Source organism: Chryseobacterium sp. C39-AII1, assembly GCF_039672645.1.
Classification (GTDB): domain Bacteria; phylum Bacteroidota; class Bacteroidia; order Flavobacteriales; family Weeksellaceae; genus Chryseobacterium.
In genome coordinates this window covers 35,830-59,719 of sequence record NZ_JBDFPQ010000016.1, presented here as the reverse complement: position 1 = coordinate 59,719, position 23,890 = coordinate 35,830, and the positions used below count along the sequence as shown (strand labels likewise).

The window sequence follows — 23,890 nt, the reverse complement described above, 5'->3', positions numbered from 1 at the left end:
AAACATAAGTGTAGAAATAAAAATAAGTGAGAGCCCTATAAAGAAAACATATCGATGAAGTAATTTTCTTTTCATTTAATGTATTTTTGAGTAAATTTTTCTAAATCTATAGCTTCTTTTTTTAAGTATTCTTTGAATTTTTCAGATAGTTGTCTTTAAATTTAGCGATGGTATAAGAACTATCAAATGCTATAATTTCTACGATAGATTGTTGAATAAGAAATTGATCAGACTTCCACGCATTTTCATCTTCCGCAGATAATCTCGAAATAATGTTTAAGTCCAATGCTGTATTTTTAGGAACAGCCGAAATAATTCCCCATATAATTTGAGTGTCAGATTGATAAACTTCTTCAAATTGTTGAGTGTTAAGAACAAAATAATCATGATCAAAATCGATAGGAATTTTTTCATCAGACATGAAGTCTAAATCTGTTAAAATCCAGTCATAATCTGCTAAATCCTGCCAAATAGGTTTTAAAATCTCATGCAAAAGAGTATGAAATTTTATTTTTGTTTTCGAAATAATCCAATTCATCGATTCAGTATTTCATAGTTTATTATTTATAGTGAAGATAAAATTTATTTTCGAAAATCTCCTGAGGATCATATTTTCTTTTCAGTTCAAAAAAAGAATCTGTTTGTGGATATACCTTTCTCATTTTGTTTTTGTCAATATGTAAACGATAAGGAAGGTAAAATGTTCCTTCATTTTTTATAGTGATATCCAATAGTTTGTTCGTTAAGGCTTTCATTGCTCTTTCCTGTTGATCTGTTTTCTTTTGGTTAAAGAGAAATACAAACCCAAAAACATTTTCGCGGGCATAATTCATAAAACTATCATTATCTTTATTCACGGCACGAATGGTGATATTTAATAAATCCAATTCAGAATTTTTAAGAATGGGTTTTATGTCTTTAATGAATTGATTGAAATTTCTCTCAGGAATAAAATATTCCTGCAAAAGATCGGTAGAATTAGGATCTTTATTTTCGATTAAAGAAACATGATCATTAAGTAATTCATTTCTGGAAAATATGGTGTTTTTAGTTATTTTATTCATTCCGGTTTCCAAGTCCCAGCGAAGTCTTTTTCCATATTCACTGTCCACAGTACTTCTAAAAATAAGGCGTTTTGTTTCTTCATTTTTAAGGTTTTGAGCAGGAAGAGAAAGTGGTCTTTCATTTACTTTTTCAAAATAATTAATGGTTGCTTCTTCAAGAAAATGTTTGTCTGAAATTCTTAGCCTTCCAAAAACAAGATTTACATTCGGATTGTCTAAAATAAATTTTTTGTAGTATTGAACATAGTTTTCAGAGCTTAATCGTACATATTTAAATTGCAGAGCAAGGTTATCAACCACTTTTAGTTTTACATCAAGAATAATCCCGAAAAGACCGTAGCCACCAAGAACCAATTTAAAAAGTTCCTGATTTTCAGTTCTGCTGCAATTAAGGATTTCACCATTATGATTCATCAACGTAAATGAAACCACGCTCGAAGAAATTGGCGGAAGATTTTTTTGCCAGCCATGACCGTTCACGCTCATCGAACCGCCCACAGAAAACGAACTGAAAGCCTGCATTACCGCAATTGATTTTCCGTGCTTGTCTAAATATTTTATGGCATCTTCCCAAAGTGCTCCCGAACCGATCGTAAGAACGTTATTTTTTTCATCAAGTTCCATCTGTTTGTAGGGAAGCATATTAAGTAAAATTCCGTTGGGATAAATGCTGTGACCGCCCATGCTGTGTTGTGCACCAGCAATAGAAACTTTCAGGTTTTTTTCTTTAGCGTATTTTAAAATCTGTTGAAGTTGGTTTTCAATCTCAGGTTTGGTTTTTGGAACCAAAATTAAGGTGTCGATTTTGGTTAAATTTAATTCACTTGCATCATTGGTATATCCTTTAGGAATTTCAGTTTTATGAAAGTCAGATTCATTCCATTTTGTTTTAAGAACATGAAATATAGGAATTGAAATGAATATTAAACTGATGAAAGCTAAAGTGAGAAGTACGAAAAGATATTTTTTCTTCATGGGTTAAAAGTGTGTTTAAAGATTAAAAAGAAACTGAATGCCAACTGTGACCACAATATTTACATTGCTTTGCAAAAGGTGTTCGTGCCAGTTTTTCGCATTGCGGACAATTATTAAAAAATATCTTTTGAGAACTTTCTTTTATAATTCGATTTGCGATATTGATTTCAAATTCTTCATAATCATTTTCAGGGATGAATATTTTATGTTTTAAATGAATTTTTTCGTCAGTAGTCATTAAATTACTATAATAGGTAATGATATATTTTAGTGTTTCTTTATCCATAGTTAATTTCAATTATTTACCCCACCGTCGGCGTATCTTCTTCCTTCAACACTTTTTTCTCTTTCATAGAAAGCATCATCCTTTCGCATTTGTACTTTTGCCAATCAAACTGATGAAGAAAATCAAGGGCAGCTTGAAAACCTCTGTTAAAAAGATCTTCTTTTTCCTCTCTTTTCATAAAGAAATTCAGCCAGCTGCTGTCGCCACAATTTACAGATTGAATGCTGTAAAGATGATAAAAAGTATGCTTGGTTAAAAAAGATTTATCGTTAAACCCTTGCATCGTGCTGATAATATTTCCGGCAAAGGAAAATGGAGTTTTCATAATTTGCTCGCTCGTTTTTACTTTACTGGAAGCGATGTCAGAATTGCTTGTGAGCTGAACTCCGAACAAAGGCATCCTCGGATAAAAAACCTCACTGTCATGAAAAAGATCGATCGGGAAATTCGAAATACTTCCGCCATCGATGAAAACTCCGACCGGATAAATATTTTCTTTTTCCGTATTCATCCAGAATTTCCAGGCATATTTCACCGAATCATCATTCTTATTGATTGTTTTTTGAAAAGGCTCAAAAAAGAAGGGAACCGACATCGAGGCGCGGACAAATTCTGCCGGACTGATGTGTTTCAATTCCTCTTCAGACCAATATAAATTGGCCATCGTAGGCAATTCGACCTTTATTTTAGCGTTAATATCTGTTGTGACGACAATGTATTCTGATTTTAACTGATAAAATGGATTATCTTTATAATAATCATTATTGGCAATGCTTTCATAGAAAATTTTATATCGCGTTTCGTCAATGTGCTCTTTATTATTTTCTCTGATTTCGTCAATATTCTGTAAAGCATTGTGATAATATTCCTGTTGATTTCCGTAACGATAGTTTAAGTTGAGTTGATGCTCTTTCTGAACAAATTTTTCGTTCAGTTCCGCAACTGTTTTTATTCCAAAACCGTTCATCACTTCTGTCATTTGAGTAAGAAATGTATTTCCGGGATTCAATCCGCTGTTTTGTTTCCTGAAATCATTGTAAAATTTCACAAAACAAATCAATGCGATGATAACAGGAATCAAAGGAACCAGAAAAAGTAGTTTAGCTCTTAACGTAGTTTCAGAAGGGGTTGCAAATGGAATTACCAAAAGTGTAGCCATTAAAATAACAGCGAGAATAACATTGATTTTAATGAAATTTTTATTGTTTAAAATCGAATGAACGGTCGTCCTCACATACGGTTTACCATCCATGAAATCTGCGAAATTCCAGTTGAAAAGAGTTTCTTTGATTACATCACTTTTCTGTTCTTCTTTGGTTTTACAGGCCGCAATTAGCATTGTGTTGATAGCTCCGGCGCTTGTTCCGGCTACTTTCAGAAATCTAATTCCAAAAATTTCCAATCCATACAAATAACCTACTAATGCACTTCCCCAAACGCCACCGCCTTCCTGTACAAATTCAACATATTGATTGCCATTGGCATCCAACAAATCAGAAAATTCTTTAGCTGAAATATTTATGTAAAGAGCCTGCAATTTGTCTTTTGAGGCTTTCGAAAGCGTATTTTCTTCAAGAATGGTTTTTAGGGTTTCAGGTTTCATGGTTTAATTTTTTTTGAAGCTATTTCCCGCTCTCCGCACTCGCTATTTTTTTTGGTTTCGGCGCGGCAGCGAAGCTGCCGCGCCGAAACCAAAAAAAATGAGCTCAAACAGATGCTGCGATCGGGGCTAGGGATGTTGTCATATATACAATGAAAGTCAATTAAATAAAATTTATAATCAAGAAAACTTTAGCCAAAATTACCACTGTTTTCTTCTTGCATAAATAAAAGTACAGATCACCACCAAAGCCATTATACCAATGGTGATAAAATAACCATATTTATTGTGAAGTTCAGGCATATTATCGAAATTCATCCCGTAAACGCCGGCGATAAAAGTAATCGGCAAAAAGTAAACCGAATAAATTGCTAAAACTTTCATCACCTGATTCGCTTTTTGGTCTGAAAGTGCCAAAAACATCCCGATTAAGTTGGTAATCTGAATATTCAGATGATCGAAATCGGCAACCACATCTTTATGTTTATCTTTTAAATCCACCACTTCAGAATCCTGCAAACCAAGCAATTTAAACTTATCAATAGCATCAGTAGAAATTGTCAAAACTCTTGAATTTAAGCCAGACTTTCTTTTAAGTTTATACAATCTTCGGATTTGATTAGTGTGATTGGTATTTTTCAGGAAAATTTCGTTTTCAATATTATCCATCGTTTCCAGAAGACTCACCGATTCATCATCAAAACTTTTCATAATTAGCAAAGCCATCATCAGCGCAATGTTTTGCGGAGTGGTCTCATCTTTTGAAAGGGAAAGTCTTTTCTTGGTTTCAACAATACTTTTGGTCTTCATCCTGTGAATGGTGATGATGGTATTATCGATTAGGAAAATCCCGATTTTTGTGCTGATATCGCTTATGGTGTTGAGGTTTTTCCTTTCCAGTTCAGTACTTTCACGAAGAAGGTAAAATTTCACATTTCCGTCTTCTTCATATTTCGGCAGGTGATTCGGATCCATCGTATCTTCCAGAAGAAGGTTGTTGATCTCGTATCTTTCGTGAAGAAATTTCAGGTCTTCCTGCGTAGGAGCCTCCACATCTACCCATTCGCACTGGGAATCTCTGTAAATCGTATCAATTGGCATAAAGTAAAAATACTAATATTTTGAAATACTATGTGTTAAATAAGTTTATCTTTGCCAAAATTAAAAAACTATATGATTAAAAGTACAATAAAAGGGATCGGATTTTATGTTCCAGATAACGTTGTTACCAATGATGATCTAGCAAAATTAATGACCACCAATGACGAATGGATCACGGAGCGAACGGGAATTAAAGAAAGAAGACACCGAAAAAACAGATATGATTCTCAGGAAACCAGTGCTTTTTTAGGATATAAAGCTGCTGAAAAAGCGATTGCTAATGCAGGTTTAACTTCAAAAGATATCGATTATATTATTTTCGCAACACTTTCTCCGGATTATTATTTCCCTGGATGTGGCGTTTTGCTTCAGGATATGTTGGGTTGCGATACCATCGGAGCATTGGATGTGAGAAATCAGTGCTCAGGTTTTGTGTATTCAATGAGTGTGGCGAATGCTTTCATTAAATCAGGAACCTATAAAAATATTTTAGTAGTTGGAGCAGAAGTTCATTCTTTCGGACTTGATTTTTCAGACGAAGGAAGAGGGGTTTCTGTTATTTTCGGAGATGGGGCAGGAGCTGTTGTTCTTTCGGCGACAGAAGATGAAAATGCTGGGGATATTCTAGCTATGAATATGCATTCTGAAGGTAAATTTGCGGATGATTTGTGTACGCAATTCCCGGGTTCTAAATTCGGTTGGAGTGACAGAATGAGAAAAGATCCCGAAAATGTAACGAACAAGGAAGTTTACCCGATTATGAACGGAAATTTTGTGTTCAAGCACGCGGTAACGAGATTCCCTGAAACGATGCAGGAAGCGTTGGACAAAGCAGGAAAAACAATCGATGATGTCGATATGTTCATTCCTCACCAGGCAAATTTGAGAATTGCTCAGTTTGTGCAGCAAAAGTTTGGTTTGCCGGACGAGAAAATTTTCAACAACATCCAAAAATACGGAAATACAACGGCAGCTTCTATTCCGATTGCATTAAGTGAAGCGATTGAAGCAGGAAAAGTAAAAAGAGGAGATTTGGTTCTTCTTTCAGCTTTTGGAAGTGGTTTCACTTGGGGAAGTGTTTTGTTTCAATATTAAAAATAAATGCTACGAATACACTAATAATTTAAAATAAGCAATTCGTACGTGGCAGAATACAATAAAAAAATCCGAAAAACTTATTAGTTCTTCGGATTTTTTATGTTTTAAAACTTTAAAACTAAAGGCTTTGCAATAATTTTTCAGTATCAGCAGAATCCTGACCTGTAGATTTTGCTAATGCGATAGATTTTTCAGCCCAAAGTTTAGCATTTTTCTTATCTCCAACTTTATTATAAAGATTTGCCAAAGTATCTGTATTAGCATAATTTTCATTCTTTTTAACAGATTCCTGAGCCCACGAAACTGCTTTTTCCAAAGACGATTTTGTATTTACATTTTCAAAGAAATTCCAAGCCAATGAATTCAGTTCTTCAGAGCTGTTAGCTGTCGTATCTTTGTATAATTCCAACGTCAGCTTTTCGTAAGTCGGGATGTCTTTTGCTCTTAAAGCTCTATTAGCTCTTGCTTTTTTCAGTATTGTTTCTGCTTCAGGTTTAGACAAAAATTTCTGAGCTTCTGTTAAGAAATAATCGTCATTCCAGGTTTTTGCTTCTGCGTTATATGACTTTTTAAAAATATTGCTGATTTTAATATTTTTGTCAAGGTCTGCATATCTTTCAGGTGTAATCACCTTAGAAATTTCAGCTTTTTTGGTCTGGAAAATTTTATATAAAGGGCTATCTATGTTCTGAGCGCCCATTAATAACATTTGAATGTCGTCCTGATCATATTCCGTTTTTGCGGCAAAATAACGTTCCATAACTCTGCTGGCAAATGCCGCATCATTATACATCGTAAGACCTGCAAGATTTTTCAAGAATTCAGGATCTTTTTCACCGTTTTCGAATTTTTGCTTTAAAGCGGTTAATCTTTTTGAAGGATCTCCTGCATCTTTTGCAAACTGAATAAAATCATTCTCTTCAACATAACCTAACGTTCTGTGAACTTCCTCTCCATCACCATTAATGAATAAATACGTTGGAAACGCTTTCACATTATATTTTTTTGCTAAACCAATTCCTTCACCTTTTTCCATATCAATTTTTGCATTGATGAAGTGCGAATTATAATAATCTCCGACAGACTGTAGCGGGAAAATGTTTTTTACCATCAGTTTACAAGGGCCGCACCATGAGGCGTAAGCATCAACAAAAACCAATTTGTTTTCTTTTTTTGCTTTAGCTAAAATGGTTGCGAAATTGCTGTCTTCGAATTTTATTCCTTGCGCAAAAGCCAATGCACCGATGAATAATGAAGAGAATATTGCTATTTTTTTCATAAATACTTTTTAATGGTTACAAATGTAATAATTAACTTAACACATATGTCGTGTAATGTGTTTAAATAGTTACAATCTATTTCAATGAAATTTTTAGTTTAAATAAGACTAAATTAGCTTCCCAAATTCAATTTAAAAGTGAAAATTAGTGTTAAAAAAAATTAAATAACGTAGATATTTCACTGAAAAATAAAATATTAGTATTTTTGTGCAAAACAATACTAAGAACTATGAAAATGATGAATTATTATAAAACAAAAAGTAATAATTTATTATTAATGCTCAAAAATCTTCTAAAACTTGCTTTTTTCTTAATATTTGCTGTCTTTATTTCTGCTCAGGAAAAAACATCTTTATCTGAAATTCCTAAAACTGAATCTGTAAACCTGAAAAATGATCAAAATAATGTTCAGGAAACCATTGCAGACGCTTATGATAATTTCGCTGTTTATTATAAAAAGCAAAATCAAATAAATCTTATTAAAAATATCGTAATTGTTATTTTAATTATATCATTAATTGCGCTTTATTTTTTTTATAATTCTAAACAGAAAAGACAGTTTGCTAAATTTAAAGATATCATCAGAAACCAAAAGAAGGTAAGTTTTGCATATAATAATGAAGCGGTGGAAATTGATGACTTTTCAAATATATCAGTGGTTGAAATCGGGCAGAGTGAAGAAATAAAAAAGAGAACAGAATCTCTGATGACCTCCGAAACTGAAACCAAATTACTGGAACTTCTGGAAACTTTTGAAAAAGGAAATCTTTACAATAATAAGAATATGTCGCTTCCTTTTTTGGCGGGCGAGCTTAATACGAATACCAAATATCTTTCGTATGTGATCAATCAGCATAAAAGTGCAGACTTTAAAACGTATGTAAACCGCTTAAGGATAAATTATATTGTTGATAAGCTAATTAACGATGAAAAGTACCGCCAGTACAAAATAAGCATCTTGGCAGACGAATGCGGTTTTTCTTCACACAGCAAGTTTGCGTCAGTATTTAAGGCAGTTACAGATTTTTCGCCTTCCGCTTTTATTAAGCATTTGGATGATAAAAAAGCCTGAGTGGGATCTGTTCATTTTCCTGAAAATAATTAAATAATTCCCTGTTTAAAATCCTTATTCTTATCATTTTCCTGAAAACGGATAAGCATTTGTTTTATGTAAAATCATAGCTTTCATATATTTGCAACGGTTTTACGAGACAGACTATATTCTGCAGCCTGTCACATTTTTTCCGGAAAAATTATTCTTGTTTAAAAGAATATGTCTTGTATTACCAACCTAAACACTAAACTAAAAACTACTAAAAGGTATAAAATATACTGACATGTATTTTGTATCAACCATGAAACTACTTTTAAACTAGTAACAAGTTAAACGGATGAGAACAACTTTAACATTCGCTATGGCGGCTGTGTTGTCTAATTTTGCCTATGCGCAAATTGGTATCAATACTGCTAATCCATTGGCGAGCTTAGATGTCGTAGCTAAAAAAACCGACGGCTCTACAGCAGAAGGCATTTTGCCACCCAGACTTACGGGAGATCAAATAAGAATGGGTGACGACAGGTATACCAGTGTACAAGCGGGAGTCATTGTATTTGCAACCGCACCCGTAAGTACATCAAGTGCCAAAACAGCAAATATTACAACAGCAGGGTTGTATTATTTCGACGGAACAGAATGGCAGAAAATGATTTCCGGAGACCCTAAGAAACTGAATGTACAATCTTGGGGAGACATTAAAAGTTCTGCACAAAATATAGATCACAACGGTTGGTATTTACTTAACGGAAGATCTATTTCAACTCTATCACCAACGGCACAGAGTTCGGCGATGAGCTTAGGATTTACCTCAATCCTGCCAGATGCTACAGATAGGGTTCTAAAAACACGAAGTGGAAATGAAATGATAGGAAGTGAAGGAGGAACAAACAGCCTGGTGCTTACCCGTTCGAATTTACCGAATATTAATCTTACAGGGATTATCAGCGGTATTGCAGAAAGTGCAGGAACGCACAATCACACGTCTAATGAAGGTGGATTTTTGTTAGGTGGAACAAGTACCGGAAATAATGGCTCAGGGCATTATCAGGGAAATTCGACACCAACATCATGGGGTGGAGTAGGAATGCTGGGAAATACGGCTAATTCAGGAGCGCATACTCATGCTTTGGCAGGTACGGCTACTATTCCGACAGGTGGAACAGGAAATGCCTTAGATAACAGATCTGCGTATTTAGTTGTAAATACATTTATCTATTTAGGCGAATAATTTTTAATAGAATCTAAATTTCTATACAACAATCGGGGTTGATTGCCCGATTTTTCAGTCAAGTTTTTTTAAGTAAGAATCCGCAGATTTTTTTCTGCGGATTTATTTCTATTTCGTTACTGTGCTATCTTTTTTTAGTGTATCAACAGGTGCTGGTTCTGAATTGGCCACCGCCGAATCTCCCATCGTATTTCTTATAGAATCTTTATTGTGCTCTGCTTTGAACTCTTCTCTGTTTTCTTTTTTATCAGCGCAGCTTCCTAAAGTTAATAAGCCTAAAACGCCTACAATCCATAATTTTTTCATAGTCTAATATTTTTGATGTTTAGTATTAATCAAATATAATGATTTAAAGTAAAAAGTAAAAAGTAAAAAGTAAAAAGTAAAAAGTAAAAAGTCATTTAATAGATTTTTAAATCAATAAGAAGTCCCGAAGGGACGACTTAAAATAGGGTAGGATGATAATCCTATCAAACAAACAATAAAATATCCATCAATCAAAAAAATCCGCAGAACTTTCATCTACGGACTTTCTATTTTAGGTTAAACTTTTATTATTTAACAGTTGTTGCAGAATCTATTTTAATAGTGTCAGGTGTCGTACTCATAACCGCCGAATCTGTGGTAGCAGGAGCACTTTGTATAACAGTTGTTGAGTCTGTATTACTTGTTGACATAGACGATTCCTTTGTTCCGCAACTTACTGCGATGATTCCTAATCCAAAGACTACTAATAACTTTTTCATAATATTTATTTTTTGGTGTATTAGTAAAAGTTCAATTATTATTCCTAATACATAGAATGAATTACTAAAATATTGATAAAGTGATTTAAAATTTGTTAATATTCAATTATTTAAGCTTAAATAGAAACTTTAAACCAAAAACGAACAACCATCAACCGAAAACAAAAAAAGCCCCGAAATCAAAATTTCGAGGCCTTGTCAATCATTTATCAATGATCAATTATCATTTATTACCCTAAATATGGATATTTATAATCTTTAGGAGAAACAAAAGTTTCCTTAATAGATCTTACAGACGTCCATCTTAGTAAGTTCATTTTAGAACCTGCTTTATCGTTTGTTCCAGAAGCTCTACCACCACCGAAAGGCTGCTGACCAACAACTGCACCTGTAGGTTTGTCGTTGATGTAGAAGTTTCCAGATGCATTTTCTAACGCTTTGAATGCTTCATTTACAGCATATCTATCTTGTGCAAAAACTGAACCTGTTAATGAATAAGGAGAAGAAGAATCTACCAACTGTAGAGTTTCAGCCCATTTTGCATCTTCATAAACGTAGATTGATAAGATTGGTCCGAAGATTTCTTCAACCATACTTTCGTACTGAGGATTTGTAGTTTCGATAACTGTTGGGTTTACAAACCATCCTTTAGAATCATCAACATTTCCACCGATTACAACATTTGCTTCGTTTGAAGCGTTTGCTCTGTCGATATATCCTTTACATTTTTCGAAAGAATTTTTGTCGATTACTGCGTTTACGAAGTTTGAAGGATCCTCCGGAGAACCGATTTTAATAGAAGCGATCTGAGTTTCCATTACTTTTTTCACATCAGCCCAAAGAGACTGAGGAATATAAGCTCTTGAAGCTGCAGAACATTTTTGTCCCTGATATTCGAAAGCACCTCTTACCAAAGCAGTTGCCACAGCTTCTACATTTGCAGACGGGTGAGCGATCACGAAATCTTTTCCCCCAGTTTCACCAACGATTCTTGGGTACGTTCTGTAGTTGTGGATATTATCACCGATCATTTTCCACATTCCCTGAAATACTTTTGTAGAACCCGTGAAGTGAAGACCTGCGAAATCTCTGTGTGCCAAAACTTTCTCAGCAGTTTCTTTTCCATCCGTGAAAATCATGTTGATTACCCCTTTTGGAAGACCCGCTTCAGTTAAAACATCCATAATTACTTTTGCAGAATATACTTGCTTGTCAGATGGTTTCCAAACGACTACGTTTCCAAGCATTGCCATACAAGTTGGCAAGTTTCCAGAAATCGCTGTAAAGTTGAACGGAGTTACCGCAAAACAGAATCCTTCCAATGGTCTGTATTCAACTCTGTTCCAGATTCCTGCATCAGAAACCGGCTGTTCAGAATACATTTCTGTCATGAATTCTACGTTGAATCTTAAGAAATCGATGAACTCACAAGCAGCATCAATTTCAGCCTGATGAACGTTTTTAGATTGTCCGATCATCGTCGCCGCGTTGATTACATCTCTGTAAGGTCCCGCCAAAAGATCAGCAGCTTTTAAGAAAATAGCAGCACGGTGTTCCCAACCAAGCTCGTTCCATTCTTTTTTTGCAGCCAATGCAGCGTTGATGGCATCATCTACATGTTGCATTGTTCCTCTGTGATAAAAACCAAAATCATGAGCATGATCCTGAGGCGACTGAAGCTGAACTGTATCACCAGTTTTTACTTCTTCACCATTAATTACCATTGGGATTTCTATCTTTTCAGCCCACATTTTTTTGTATTGAGCGATAAGGCTTTTTACTTCTGGAGTTCCCGGTGCATAAGAGTTTACCGGCTCATTTACTGCAAATGGTACTTGCGAAATTGCTTTTGACATATTACGTTTTATTATTTTAATTTTAAAAATATGTTGGTATACAAATTTACGATAATTAAAGGAAAGAAAAAATACAGCTTTCTGATATAAAATTAATCGAATTGATAAGGTATGTTTAAAAAATATGATTTTTCACCATACGTAATGTAAGAAAGTGTAATGTTTTCATTCTGATATTTCAATTAAAATAAAAAAAGTAATAATTATGTTCAAAATTACTGGGAGAATTCTTGATTTTAAATCTTACCTTACATCTTTTCATTCTCCAAGATCTTCAGCACAAGTTTTTCCTCTTGTGTAAGATCTGCTTTTCCGTCGTTTTCCTCAATCTGTTCCAATTCATCAAGATATTTTTTGATGGAATTATTTTCGTAGAGATTGATAACCAAAGGATGTACGTAATATTTTCGGCAAACGGCACTTGTATTTCCAAGATGTCTTGCGACAATGTCTAAAGCTTCTTTTACCTTTTTTTTGTATTCGGTATGCGTTTCAGCGTAGCCAATTTCTTTAAAAGCAATTAATGCACTTACAGTTCCCGACCATGTTCTGAAATCTTTTGCCGTAAAATCTTCACCGCTGATTTCTTTAATATAGTCATTCACCATTCCGGAATCTACCGAATGACGGTTTCCTTCTTCATCAATAAACTGAAAAAGCTCTTTTCCGGGAATATCTTTGCATTTTTGAATTAATCTTGAAAGTCGTTTACTCTTAAGATCGATATCGTGCATGACTCCTTTTTTTCCCTTAAAATGAAAAGTAATTTTTTGTCCTTTTATCTGAACGTGTTTATCCTTTAAAGTGGTTAAACCAAAAGAACCGTATAATTTTTCGTACGTATTATTTCCGATCCTGATATTGGTTCGTTGCATTAAACTAACGATCAAGGCAAGAATTTTTCTCTTTTCGAATGTTCTTAAAGCTAAATCTTTCTCCACCTGAAGCCGAATTTCAGGTAAAGCATAGCCAAACTGAAGCATTCGGTAAAATTTCGTGTGATTTCGCAAGGCACTCCAAAGTGGGTGATAGCGGTATTGTTTTCTGTGTTTAACATCAAAACCTGTTGCCTGAAGATGCCCGTTATCCAAAGCGCAGATCCACACATTTTCCCAAGCCGGCGGTATTACTAGTTTGTTGATGCGTGTAATTTCTTCTTTGTTTTTGATTTTTTCACCGTCTCTGTAGTAAGAGTACTTTTTTCCGGTTTTCTTTCGGGTGATACCGGCTGTCTCTGCATCGGTGGTATAAATAAGATGTACCGCCTTTGCAGATGCTACCGGATCTTTCATAATTTTGACAATCTTAGAAGGTTTCAGATGCGTGATGAGGTCTAAGTCTGAATTTTCCATAAGATTTGGTTAAGAGTTCCTACCCCTTGAAAATAGCCATGCAATGATGCCTATTACGCCAACTACTAATATGATTCCCCACCACATTCCGGCTTTAAAGATTGTCTCTACTGCTTCACAACTTGTTAATGTTAACAAACATAATATGGTCATACTATATAAGCTCCATTTTTTCATAATTCTTTATTTTTTGGTGTTTATTATTTTAAATTCTGTGGTTATCCGGTCGCCATTTTTTAATTGATCTTTTGATCTGATCACCGGAAATATTTTCGTGCAGAGCCTTATACAGAAGTTCCTTAAACTCATCATCATTGGCGAACCTCAACGCGGCAATTTGTCCAAATTTCAGTTTTTCTTCCACTTCATCAGACCTCAGACCGAAAATTTCAAAATATCTTTGCTTAAATTCGAGTCTTACCATTCGGTTTTGAAGTCCCAACGCATAATGCTGCCTCAGCATAATTGCCAGATAGAAAATCAGGAATATGATAACAGAAAAAAGTATCCAAATTAATTGATTTGCTTCATCATTAAAAATCTTAAAGATTCCAAAAGCTTCCAGCAGAATTAATAATGGAAGATAAATGAAATGATGTGGAGGATAAAATTTCCTGTGATTTTTATAATTCTGACTTTCCATAATGTGTATATAAGCAAGAACCTTTCCAAAATGTTAAATATTTAATAATAATTGCAATTTGTGGTATGTAATTCCTGTTGTTTTGTCTTAAATAATTAAAATTTTTAATCATTTTTTGATACTGAAATTGTATTTATTTTATTATTTGTAAATGGAGCAAAATGCAATGAAAAATCAATTTTCGCCAAAATATATACAGTCTAAAAATTCCCCTCCATTGTAGGGGTGGCGAAAATTTCAAAGAAATTTTTAGCGGGGTGGTTTTAGAAATTTGAATTGTATTTTTTTGTTTAAGCTACCCGTCTTTTTGTGATGCAAAAATCCACTCCTTCAAAGAAGGGGAATTTCAATTGTGTAATTCCAAAATATAGTGAGGAAAACAGTAACCCTAGCCCCGATTGCAATGAACATCCTTTTTTGAAAAAAAAGATTGTAATGGAAAGCGGGAAAAAGCTCTTAATAAAAAAGAAAGTAAGATAAAGATTGAAAATTGACTTAAAAAAATGCTTTAATTCTGGCATTAAAAAACTCCTAAAATTCTCTTTCGAGCCTCAAAAAATTCGTAACTTCACCTCTTTAAAAATTATTGAAAAATGACTTCAAAGGAAAAAGTAGCTGCGCTTCGTGAAGAAATGCAGAAAAATAATGTTGATGCATTTATAGTATATTCTGCAGACCCGCACATGAGTGAATATTTGCCGCAGGAATGGCAGGAGAGAGCGTGGTTGTCTGGTTTTTTAGGTTCAGCAGGTTTTGTGGTGGTAACGAAAGATAAAGCAGGACTTTGGACAGACGGAAGATATTTTACGCAGGCTCCCATTGAATTGGCCGGTTCAGGAATCGATCTTTTTAAAGATGGAATGGAAGGAACTCCAAATTATATTGACTGGATTATTTCTGAAATTCCAACAAACGGAAAAGTAGCGGTAAATGCTTTGGCGACTGCTCATGCTAATTGGGAACTGCTAACTCAAAAATTAAACGCTAAAAATATTACGCTGGTAGATAATCCTCTTTTGAAGCAAATCTGGACGGATAGAGGAACGCCTTCGAAAAATCCGATTTTTGTGCATCCTGTAGAAAGAGCAGGGAAATCTGTGGTTGATAAAATTGCAGCAATCCGTCAGAAAATGGAAGAGCAGGAGGCTACAGTTCATGTAATTGCAAGTCTGGACGACGTGGCATGGACATTGAATTTAAGAGGAAGCGATGTAGAAAGCAACCCTGTATTTTTAGGCTATCTCATCATTACTAAAAATGATGCAATCCTGTTTACCGATCTAGAAAAAATGGAAGTGGAAGCAAGAAAGCAAATGGATGAGTCTTTTGTGAAAATGATGCCCTACGAAGAGTTTTACAATCATTTAAAGGAATATAAAAATCAAACGGTTTTGGTTTCTCCAAACAGTAATCAATCTATTTATGAGGCTTTAAAATCTGATAATCAGTTTATCAAAGCAGCAGTTCCTGGAAACTTGATGAAAGCTCAGAAAAACGAAACAGAGCTGGAAGGTTTCAGAAAAGTAATGGTGAGAGATGGAGTAGCGATGGTGAAATTCCTTTACTGGCTTACTCACAATGCAGGAAAAGAAACAATGACGGAATTTTCAATTGGTGAAAAACTGAGAGGTTTCCGTGCAGAAGGTGAAAATTTCGTGGGAGAAAGCTTCGGAAGCATCGTTGGATATAAAGATAATGGTGCTATTATGCACTATTCCGCTAAAAGTGAAGGCAGTAAAGAAGTGACCAATGATGCAAGTATTTTAGTGGATTCCGGAGGTCAGTATCTTGAAGGAACAACGGATATTACTAGAACATTGGCTTTAGGTGCTGTTTCTGATGATTTTAAAAGAAATTCAACATTGGTTTTGCAAGGCTTGATCCGTTTATCGATGGTGAAATTCCCTAAAGGAACCAGAGGCGTTCAGCTTGATGCAATCGCTAGACTTCCTTTATGGATGGAAGGTAAAGATTACAACCACGGAACTGGTCACGGTGTCGGAAGTTTTATGAACGTTCATGAAGGTCCTCAGAATATCAGAAAAGATATGAATCCGCAGGAGCTTTTGTTGGGAATGGTTTGTTCCAACGAGCCGGGTTATTATTTGGAAGGAGATTACGGGATTCGCCACGAAAATCTAATCGCAGTAAAAGAATCTGAAACAACGATTCACGGAACTTTTTATGAGTTTGAAACATTGACTTTCTGCCCATTCTTTAAAGATACTATCGTAAAAGAAATTCTTTCTGAAGAAGAAATTTCTTGGTTAAATACTTATCACAAAACATGTGAAGAAAAAATAGCTCCATTTTTGGAAGGCGAGGTGAAAGATTGGTTCCTTGGATTGGTAAGTCCGTTATAGAAAGTGAACAGTTAATGATGAATTGTGAATTATATTATTCACCTTATTCATTAATTTAGATAAAAAACGTCTTGTAAAACTTATTGCAAGACGTTTTTATTTTTCACAACCGTATTTTTACGGAAACAATTTTAGTAATTATCCTGAATGCTAAGAATGTGATTGAAGGTATCTTTGTATCAACAAAAAAGCAACACTAATCACTTTCATATATACTAAAGTAAATTTCAATTGCAGTAAAATCATCTCGTTCTGGGGTGATTTTTTTATGTATTTTTGTTTGAAAATTACTTTTCCTCAGACTTAATTTAAAATAATGATCCATCAGTTTTTTCAAAGTTTCAATATTTTTTCAGAAAATGAAATCGGCGATTTTTTACAGCTTTTTGAAAGAAAAAAACTCAATAAAAATGATTTTTTTGTTCGTGAAGGAGAAAAATGTAAAGAGATAGCTTTTATAGAATCCGGGATTTTCAGATCTTATTATATTGCTGATGACGGAAAAGATATGACGTACTGCTTCAGATTTCCGAATGATCTGATTGCTTCTTATTCTTCATTTATCTCTGAAAAACCGAGCATGGAAAATATGCAGGCCATTTCAGATGCCGAAATTTTAATCATCAAAAAAGATAAAATTGAAACGTTGGCTAATGATAATCCGAATTGGATTTTATTTTTAAAAGTAATTGCAGAACAGGAATATCTGGAACTTGAAAAACGATTTTTCCAACTTCAAAAAGATAGTGCAGCAAAGCGTTATGAAGCTTTGCTTGAAAACCAATCTAATTATATTCAGGATATTCCTTTGCAGTATCTGGCTTCTTATTTAGGCATTACCCAACGCCATTTGAGCCGAATTCGAAAAGAGATTTCTTTTTAGACATTTGTCCTGTTGATTGAGGTCGTGACTGAATAGTTTTGTGAAAAAAATAAAATGCAGTCAAATATTTTAATTATCGGAGGCACCGGATTGGTGGGTAAAACCGTTGCCCGAATTTTACATTCAAGAAATCCAGAACTTACGATTTTTATCGGTGGCAGAAAAGGTGGAAACAGTGAAAATAATTTATTCATTGATGTGACTAAAATTTCAACCTTTGAAAAAATATTAGAGAAAAATATTCATCTAATTATTCTTTCTGTGAATGATAAAGAAGATCATGTGCTTCGTTTTGCTATCGATCATGAAATAGATTATTTAGATATCACAAAACCTACTCCTGATTTGATGAAAGCTTATAAGTTTGCGAAAAATCATTCCGTAAATAGCAAAATTGTTTTCAGTTCTGGCTGGATGGGCGGAATTGTGGCAGGTTTGGTGAATGTTGCTTCGTTGAAAATGAAATCTATTGATGAAGTAAAACTTTTTGTTTATTATTCTGTGAAAGATAAAGCAGGTGAAAGTTCGGCTCATTTTATGGCAGAAAATGTAGCTAACCCTTTTGTAAATTATAAAAATAATCAACCTGTTTCGATAAAACATTTCCTAGATTCCGAATACTTTGATTTCTCTTTTGGAATTGGAAAGCGACAGGTTTATAATTTTGATGTTCCCGATCTGTATATTCTAAATCAAATTGAAAATATCCCGACGGTAAATGTAAAAATGACATACAGTTCAAAATTTGTAACCTGGATTTTGGGTGCTTTTCAGAAAATAAAACTCTATAATATTTTATCTTTAAAAGAAAGAAAAATGATTTTTGCAGCCAGTGGAAATGGTGATCAGACTGTTTTTGAAATTATCATTAAAAATAAAGAAGAAACGAAGAAAATCAGTCTTCAAAGTAGAGAAGGGCAAGCGGAACTGACGGCTTTGTCTGCTGTTTTACATACTGAAAAACTGTTGAAAACTGATATTGAAAATAAAGTGTATTTCAGTCATCAGCTTCATGAATCAGCATCTTTACTAGAATCGTTGATGAATTATCCATCCATTATAATTCAGGTTGAATCATGAAGAAAATCGTAATTATTAATGGTCATCCCAACAAAAAGTCTTTTAATTTTGGTCTTGCTGAAGCTTATAAAAAAGGAGCTTTGGAATCGGGGGTAGAAGTGAAGGAAATTGTCATTGCTGATTTGAAGTTTAATCCCAATTTGCAATTCGGTTATCAGAAAAGAATGGAACTTGAACCTGATTTGCTCGAAGCATGGGAAAAAATTGAATGGGCAGATCATTTGGTTTGGATTCATCCAGTTTGGTGGGGCGGACTTCCAGCGATCACAAAAGGCTTCATTGATCGACTTTTTCTTCCCGGAATGGCTTTTAAATATCGTGAAAGTTCGGTTTTGTGGGACAAACTGCTGAAAGGCAAGTCTGCTCATATTATAACGACTTTGGATCAGCCGGGTTGGTATTATAGATGGTTTTATGGTCGACCAAGTGTGAATCAGCTTAAAAAATCTGTTTTAGAATTTTGTGGAATAAAACCTGGAAAAGTGACGTATGTGGGAATTGTGAAGACTTCTGATGAGGCTATAAGGAAAAAGTGGTTGGAGAAAATACAAGTACTTGGACAAAAACAAAAGTAGTGTCTAATGGTAAAATTTGAATAGAACGACTGAGATCCTAGCCGTGATAGGAGCATTTGTTTGAGCTCATTTTTAAGTTTTCTAGAGGCGGCTGGCGAAGCCAGCCGCCTCTAGAAAACCTACAAAAAATCTACACTAATCACTTTCATATTACTAAAGTAAATTTCAATTACAGTAAAATCATCTCGTTCTGGGTTGATTTTTTTATTATTAAATCTTTAGAAATAAACTTAAATTAGTAGAATTCTCAATAATTATTTATTAGCTTGGAATTCTTCTTTATTTTTGTAGAATTAATTTAAGGCATCTGTGAATACATGAAAAATGAAATCTTTAATAATCAGGTAAAAGTAGTTTATTCCTTTGCTGAGTTGATAAATACCGCTTTTGAAGGTACCCAAAATGCAATATGCTGGGAGAGAAATTTAGAGGGAGATTTTAAAGAAATTGTTTCTAAACTTAAGTTAAAAGATAATATTACCGAAGTTTTCGCTGAAGATCTTTTAGCGCTGGAATTATCTGAAAAGGGTAGTAAAGCCCGGAAAATTATCTTAGATGATTTGCAGTCACTAACCGATTTCGGAGCTTCTCCTTCACTTAATTTGCTTAAAAATTATGATCGAGATGATGAGTTTGATTTTATCTCAACCGATGTGTATTCTTATCATGTTGACCGTTCTCCGATCGGAACCGATACTTTCTTATGTACCTATTATGGGGCGTCGAGTGATATTTTACCGAACGATCAGGCTATACTAAAAATTTTGATTCCTGAAATTCGCGAAAAGCTTAAAGAATTGCATGACGGCTCAGAAGAAGATTTTGAATCTTTTCTGAAAGAGAATTATTTTGATTTACATTTTGAGCCCAAACCTGATTCCCAACCGATTAATCTAGGTTTGAAAAATCTTTGGAGATTAGCCGTAGATCATCCGCAACAAAAAGTTCTGCCTTGTATTCACAGAGCTCCCATCGAAAATGACGGAGAATACCGCCTACTTTTGATTTGTTAAATGATTTTGTATAAATGAACAGCCATTTCGAAGAGAAATGGCTGTTTTATTTTATGTGAAAATGTGTTACTTTCCGATACAAAACTTAGAAAAAATATTCCCCAAAACTTCATCATTTGTTACTTCGCCTGAAATTTCACCAAGATGCTCTAAAGCATTTCTAAGTTCATAAGCAAGTAATTCTGTTGAGATTTGAAATGTTATGGCTTCTTTCACTTTATTTATAGCGTCCAAAGATTTTTGCAGGGCTTCAAAATGACGTTGATTGGTAATGATTACATTATTTTCAGAAGCTTTCAGTTGTTCTACGTAAGAAGATAATTCGTTTTTCAGATCCTGAATATTTTGATTTTCAACGGCAGAAATTTTAATAAAATCGAATTCGTGAGCAATTTCATTTCTGAAAATATCTTCCACTTTTTCATACGTTGTCGGAGAAACTTCATCAATTTTTGTAGCACAAATGATCAATTTCAAATCCTCTCTCAACAAAGATTTTATCATTTCAATATCTTCAGAAAAATCTTCTGTTGCTGCATCCGCTAAGTATACAAGAATATTGGCATTTTCTACTTTTTCTTTGGCTTTTTTTACACCGATTGCTTCAATTTCATCCATTGTTTCACGCAATCCGGCTGTATCAATCAAACGAAAAGCATGTCCTTTAATATGTAAAACTTCCTCAATGGTATCTCTCGTAGTTCCGGCAATGTTACTTACAATCGCTCTTTCTTCCTTCAACAAAGCATTTAATAACGTCGATTTTCCGGCATTAGGTTTTCCTATGATGGCAACAGCAGTTCCGTTTTTAATTGCGTTTCCGTATTGAAAACTTTCAATTAACGAATTTAATTTTAATTCTATTTTATTTAATAGCTGATTCAAAGCTGTTCTGTCTGCAAATTCCACGTCTTCTTCTGCAAAATCCAGTTCAAGTTCAATCAATGAAACAAAATTCAATAAGTCTGTTCTTAAAAATGATATTTCATTGGTGATTCCACCTTTCAACTGATTGATAGCGACTTTTCTGGATGCTTCATTTTCAGACGCAATAACATCGGCAATGGCTTCCGCTTGAGAAAGATCAATCCTTCCGTTGATGAAGGCACGAAGTGTAAATTCTCCGGCTTTTGCCATTCTTGCGCCATTTTTAATCAAAGTTTCAAGAATACGTTTTCCAATATGTGGCGAACCGTGGAAGGTAATTTCAACCGAATTTTCTGTGGTGAAAGTTCGAGGTGCTAAAAATATAGACAACATTACTTCGTCAATCGCCTCCTCGCCATCCATAAAATATCCGTAGTGAATGGTGTGGGATTTTTGTTTTTCAAGGTTTTTACCAGGAAAAGATTTCTGAACTACAGATAAAGCTTCATTTCCGGAAACTCTGATAATGCCTAAAGCACCTATTCCATTGGCCGTAGCCAGCGCACAAATGGTATCGTTATTCATGCGGCAAATTTACGGATTTTAATTGCAAACCATTATATCCTTTCTCTATGGTAATGATTTTAATGTAATGATTTAATTTCCTTTCATTTACAAAATCTGTACACTTTCCTTAATGCTGTTCATCACAAAAATGCTTTTTGTTTGCCCAATGCCTTCAATTTCAGAAAGTTTATTCACAAAAAACTCATGAAATTCATCCATATTCGGAGCCAGAATTTTTAGCATAAAATCAAAATCTCCGCTGATGTTATAAAATTCAACGACCTCTTTTAGTTTTCCAACTTCCTCAATGAATTTTCCGGCGGTTTTTTTATTATGAACATTCAAAGCAATCATGCAAATCACCATCATGCCTTTGTTTACCTTTTTTCGGTCAAGAACGGTTGTGTATTCTTTAATGATTCCGGCCTTTTCCATACGTTTAATGCGCTCATGGGTTGGGGTAGGGCTGAGGTTAATTCTTGCTGAAATATCTCTTACACTCAGTTTAGCATCTTTTTGCAGAAGTCTCAGGATAGAAAGATCTTTTTCGTCGGGAGTATAATTTTCTGTAGCCATTTGTTCTGTTTTTGAAAGTTTAATAATCTTAAATAGAATATTTGTTCTTTTGAATTGTTTTTAAAATTAAATATGTTCCAAATTTAACATATAATTTTTATAAACGTTCTGTTAATTTTAATTTTGCAGGAAATTTGAATGATATGAACTCTAGGAAAAATTTAATATTAATACTCGCATCAGTAGGAACATTTGTGGAGGCTTTGGATATTGCTATTATTAATTTAACGATTCCTTCCATTCAGGAGCAATTTAATATCAACGCTTCTACTGTACAGTGGTTGCAGACTTTATATGTATTGTTTTTTGGCGGATTTTTAATTATCGGAGGTAAATTATCAGATCAAATCGGAAGAAAGAAAATCTTCCTAATCGGTGGTTTAATTTTTATGCTGACATCTTTGGGAGCGGGTTTATCTACAAATTTCGAAGCATTGGCCATCTTCAGAGCATTGCAGGGATTAGGCGCAGCTTTTATTATGCCGTCTGCCATGTCTATTGTTACCAACACTTTTAGAGAAGAGCAGGAGAGAAACAAAGCGGTGGGAATTTTCAGTTCCTTTGCGGCTATTGGTTCGGGAAGCGGTTTGTCGATCGGGGGAATTATCACCACTTATCTAAGCTGGCATTGGGTTTTCCTTATCAATGTTCCGATTCTTTTCTTTACATTGATTTTTTCTTATCAATTTTTACCAAAAGACGAAAGAAACGAAAAACCTCAAAATACAGATTTTATTTCAGGAATATTATTGGTTTTAGGATTGCTGAGTTTAACCTACGGAACACACGAGTTAATTCAAATTAAAGAACATCCGTTCTACATTATCGGGTCTTTAGCTTTATCTGTTCTGCTGTTAGGATTGGTTTTTTATCGATTAAAAACAATTTCTCAACCGTTGATTGATCTTCAATTGGTAAAACAAAGATCATTAATGGTAGCAAATATCGTTTTCTTTACATTGGGAGCATTTTTCATTGGATTTTTATTTCTGATTTCATTGATGTTACAAAAAGATATGCACCACAGTTCGGCATCGGCAGGATTGTTATTGGTTCCGTTTAGTATTTTGTCGGCATTGGTTTCAAAATTTATATTACCACACGTTTCTAAAAGATTAAGCTCCACACAGATTGGAATTTTGGGCTGGTCATTTATGCTGTTGGGTTCATCATTACTATTTATTTCAGTGTACACAGGGCATCCGTTGGCTATTGTTTTATTAGGAGCGGCGTGCATTTCCGGAATTGGGATGACGTTTTGCTTCACAGGATTATCAATCTTGGGAATTCAGGATATTCAGCCTGCACATTACGGCGTAGCTTCCAGTTTAAGCACCACAAGTTACTTTTTAGGAGCAGGAATCGGATTATCTTTTATGACTTTAATGAGCCAAGTTTTCCCATCACAATTTGCCGTCGGAAGTTTAAGTTTAGAAATTCTGATCAGTTATGCTGTCATCGCATTAGGAATATTAATCTATCTGATTCTGAAAGAAACGAAAATAAAAAAAGCCACTATGGCAGTTTCATAATTCATTGATATATTGTTAATAATAATTCGGAGATATCTAATGGTGTCTCCGAATTGTTTTTTCAAGGAATTTACTGGCCTCGAATTCACGTTTTTTTTAATTTCCGCCCATTTTCACAGATATAAGCTTCATGTTCAAACAATTTAAA

Annotated in this window: 22 protein-coding genes; 9 read left to right on the top strand and 13 right to left on the bottom strand. The window is 34.2% G+C overall.

Annotated elements, in window-relative coordinates:
• Positions 1-121: 121 nt before the first annotated feature.
• The 5 genes from ABEG63_RS18495 to ABEG63_RS18475 all read right to left on the bottom strand — a co-directional run bounded on the left by ABEG63_RS18495 (position 122) and on the right by ABEG63_RS18475 (position 5,026).
• A complete protein-coding gene (locus tag ABEG63_RS18495) occupies positions 122-538 on the bottom strand; it encodes a hypothetical protein (protein WP_346586789.1) in 417 nt (138 codons plus the stop codon).
• A 22-nt stretch (positions 539-560) separates the two neighbouring features.
• Complete coding sequence (locus ABEG63_RS18490; RefSeq protein WP_346586788.1) at positions 561-2,039, bottom strand: FAD-binding oxidoreductase; 1,479 nt, start codon at positions 2,037-2,039, stop codon at positions 561-563.
• Positions 2,040-2,061: 22 nt separating this feature from the next.
• Positions 2,062-2,325, bottom strand: coding sequence for a hypothetical protein (locus ABEG63_RS18485; RefSeq protein ID WP_267405276.1), 264 nt, complete (start codon positions 2,323-2,325; stop codon positions 2,062-2,064).
• Positions 2,326-2,341: 16 nt separating this feature from the next.
• Entirely contained in the window at positions 2,342-3,928 is a 1,587-nt protein-coding gene (locus ABEG63_RS18480; RefSeq protein ID WP_346586786.1) for a patatin-like phospholipase family protein, read from the bottom strand.
• Between the two features lie 198 nt (positions 3,929-4,126).
• A complete protein-coding gene (locus ABEG63_RS18475) occupies positions 4,127-5,026 on the bottom strand; it encodes a CorA family divalent cation transporter (RefSeq protein WP_312395429.1) in 900 nt (299 codons plus the stop codon).
• A gap of 72 nt (positions 5,027-5,098) precedes the next feature.
• On the opposite strand from ABEG63_RS18475, the gene ABEG63_RS18470 reads away from it, so the two are divergent.
• On the top strand, positions 5,099-6,121 hold the full coding sequence (locus ABEG63_RS18470; protein WP_346586784.1) for a beta-ketoacyl-ACP synthase III: 1,023 nt from the start codon (positions 5,099-5,101) through the stop codon (positions 6,119-6,121).
• A gap of 121 nt (positions 6,122-6,242) precedes the next feature.
• On the opposite strand, the gene ABEG63_RS18465 is transcribed toward ABEG63_RS18470, so the two are convergent.
• Positions 6,243-7,403, bottom strand: coding sequence for a thioredoxin family protein (locus ABEG63_RS18465; RefSeq protein WP_346586782.1), 1,161 nt, complete (start codon positions 7,401-7,403; stop codon positions 6,243-6,245).
• A 236-nt stretch (positions 7,404-7,639) separates the two neighbouring features.
• On the opposite strand from ABEG63_RS18465, the gene ABEG63_RS18460 reads away from it, so the two are divergent.
• Both ABEG63_RS18460 and ABEG63_RS18455 read left to right on the top strand, forming a co-directional pair.
• Positions 7,640-8,476, top strand: coding sequence for an AraC family transcriptional regulator (locus ABEG63_RS18460; protein WP_346586780.1), 837 nt, complete (start codon positions 7,640-7,642; stop codon positions 8,474-8,476).
• A gap of 319 nt (positions 8,477-8,795) precedes the next feature.
• Positions 8,796-9,689: a hypothetical protein gene (locus ABEG63_RS18455; RefSeq protein ID WP_346586778.1), complete on the top strand. Its 894-nt coding sequence runs from the start codon at positions 8,796-8,798 to the stop codon at positions 9,687-9,689.
• A gap of 108 nt (positions 9,690-9,797) precedes the next feature.
• On the opposite strand, the gene ABEG63_RS18450 is transcribed toward ABEG63_RS18455, so the two are convergent.
• From ABEG63_RS18450 to ABEG63_RS18430, 5 genes are all read right to left on the bottom strand, one after another.
• Complete coding sequence (locus ABEG63_RS18450; protein ID WP_312395443.1) at positions 9,798-9,995, bottom strand: hypothetical protein; 198 nt, start codon at positions 9,993-9,995, stop codon at positions 9,798-9,800.
• Between the two features lie 248 nt (positions 9,996-10,243).
• Positions 10,244-10,435 (bottom strand): cytochrome C551, encoded by a 192-nt coding sequence (locus tag ABEG63_RS18445; RefSeq protein WP_346586776.1) that lies wholly within the window; start codon positions 10,433-10,435, stop codon positions 10,244-10,246.
• Between the two features lie 230 nt (positions 10,436-10,665).
• Positions 10,666-12,291, bottom strand: coding sequence for an L-glutamate gamma-semialdehyde dehydrogenase (pruA, locus tag ABEG63_RS18440; RefSeq protein WP_346586774.1), 1,626 nt, complete (start codon positions 12,289-12,291; stop codon positions 10,666-10,668).
• A 248-nt stretch (positions 12,292-12,539) separates the two neighbouring features.
• Positions 12,540-13,643: a DNA topoisomerase IB gene (locus tag ABEG63_RS18435; RefSeq protein ID WP_346586772.1), complete on the bottom strand. Its 1,104-nt coding sequence runs from the start codon at positions 13,641-13,643 to the stop codon at positions 12,540-12,542.
• 205 nt (positions 13,644-13,848) lie between these two features.
• Complete coding sequence (locus ABEG63_RS18430) at positions 13,849-14,286, bottom strand: DUF6526 family protein (RefSeq protein WP_346586770.1); 438 nt, start codon at positions 14,284-14,286, stop codon at positions 13,849-13,851.
• 593 nt (positions 14,287-14,879) lie between these two features.
• Between ABEG63_RS18430 and ABEG63_RS18425 the strand changes: the two genes are divergently transcribed.
• From ABEG63_RS18425 to ABEG63_RS18405, 5 genes are all read left to right on the top strand, one after another.
• Positions 14,880-16,649: an aminopeptidase P family protein gene (locus ABEG63_RS18425; RefSeq protein ID WP_346586768.1), complete on the top strand. Its 1,770-nt coding sequence runs from the start codon at positions 14,880-14,882 to the stop codon at positions 16,647-16,649.
• A 316-nt stretch (positions 16,650-16,965) separates the two neighbouring features.
• A complete protein-coding gene (locus tag ABEG63_RS18420) occupies positions 16,966-17,532 on the top strand; it encodes a Crp/Fnr family transcriptional regulator (protein WP_346586766.1) in 567 nt (188 codons plus the stop codon).
• A 54-nt stretch (positions 17,533-17,586) separates the two neighbouring features.
• Positions 17,587-18,612 carry a saccharopine dehydrogenase gene (locus tag ABEG63_RS18415; RefSeq protein WP_346586765.1) on the top strand — a complete coding sequence of 342 codons (1,026 nt, stop codon included), beginning with the start codon at positions 17,587-17,589 and terminating at the stop codon, positions 18,610-18,612.
• A complete protein-coding gene (locus tag ABEG63_RS18410; RefSeq protein WP_346586763.1) occupies positions 18,609-19,187 on the top strand; it encodes an NAD(P)H-dependent oxidoreductase in 579 nt (192 codons plus the stop codon). The genes ABEG63_RS18415 and ABEG63_RS18410 overlap by 4 nt, the downstream gene beginning before the upstream one ends.
• A gap of 317 nt (positions 19,188-19,504) precedes the next feature.
• Positions 19,505-20,200 carry a DUF1826 domain-containing protein gene (locus ABEG63_RS18405; RefSeq protein ID WP_267405292.1) on the top strand — a complete coding sequence of 232 codons (696 nt, stop codon included), beginning with the start codon at positions 19,505-19,507 and terminating at the stop codon, positions 20,198-20,200.
• Between the two features lie 66 nt (positions 20,201-20,266).
• On the opposite strand, the gene mnmE is transcribed toward ABEG63_RS18405, so the two are convergent.
• Together mnmE and ABEG63_RS18395 are read right to left on the bottom strand one after the other, a co-directional pair.
• A complete protein-coding gene (gene mnmE / locus ABEG63_RS18400; RefSeq protein WP_346586761.1) occupies positions 20,267-21,652 on the bottom strand; it encodes a tRNA uridine-5-carboxymethylaminomethyl(34) synthesis GTPase MnmE in 1,386 nt (461 codons plus the stop codon).
• Between the two features lie 87 nt (positions 21,653-21,739).
• Positions 21,740-22,210 carry an Lrp/AsnC family transcriptional regulator gene (locus tag ABEG63_RS18395; RefSeq protein WP_346586760.1) on the bottom strand — a complete coding sequence of 157 codons (471 nt, stop codon included), beginning with the start codon at positions 22,208-22,210 and terminating at the stop codon, positions 21,740-21,742.
• A 143-nt stretch (positions 22,211-22,353) separates the two neighbouring features.
• Between ABEG63_RS18395 and ABEG63_RS18390 the strand changes: the two genes are divergently transcribed.
• Positions 22,354-23,742 carry an MFS transporter gene (locus tag ABEG63_RS18390; RefSeq protein ID WP_346586758.1) on the top strand — a complete coding sequence of 463 codons (1,389 nt, stop codon included), beginning with the start codon at positions 22,354-22,356 and terminating at the stop codon, positions 23,740-23,742.
• Positions 23,743-23,890: the final 148 nt, after the last annotated feature.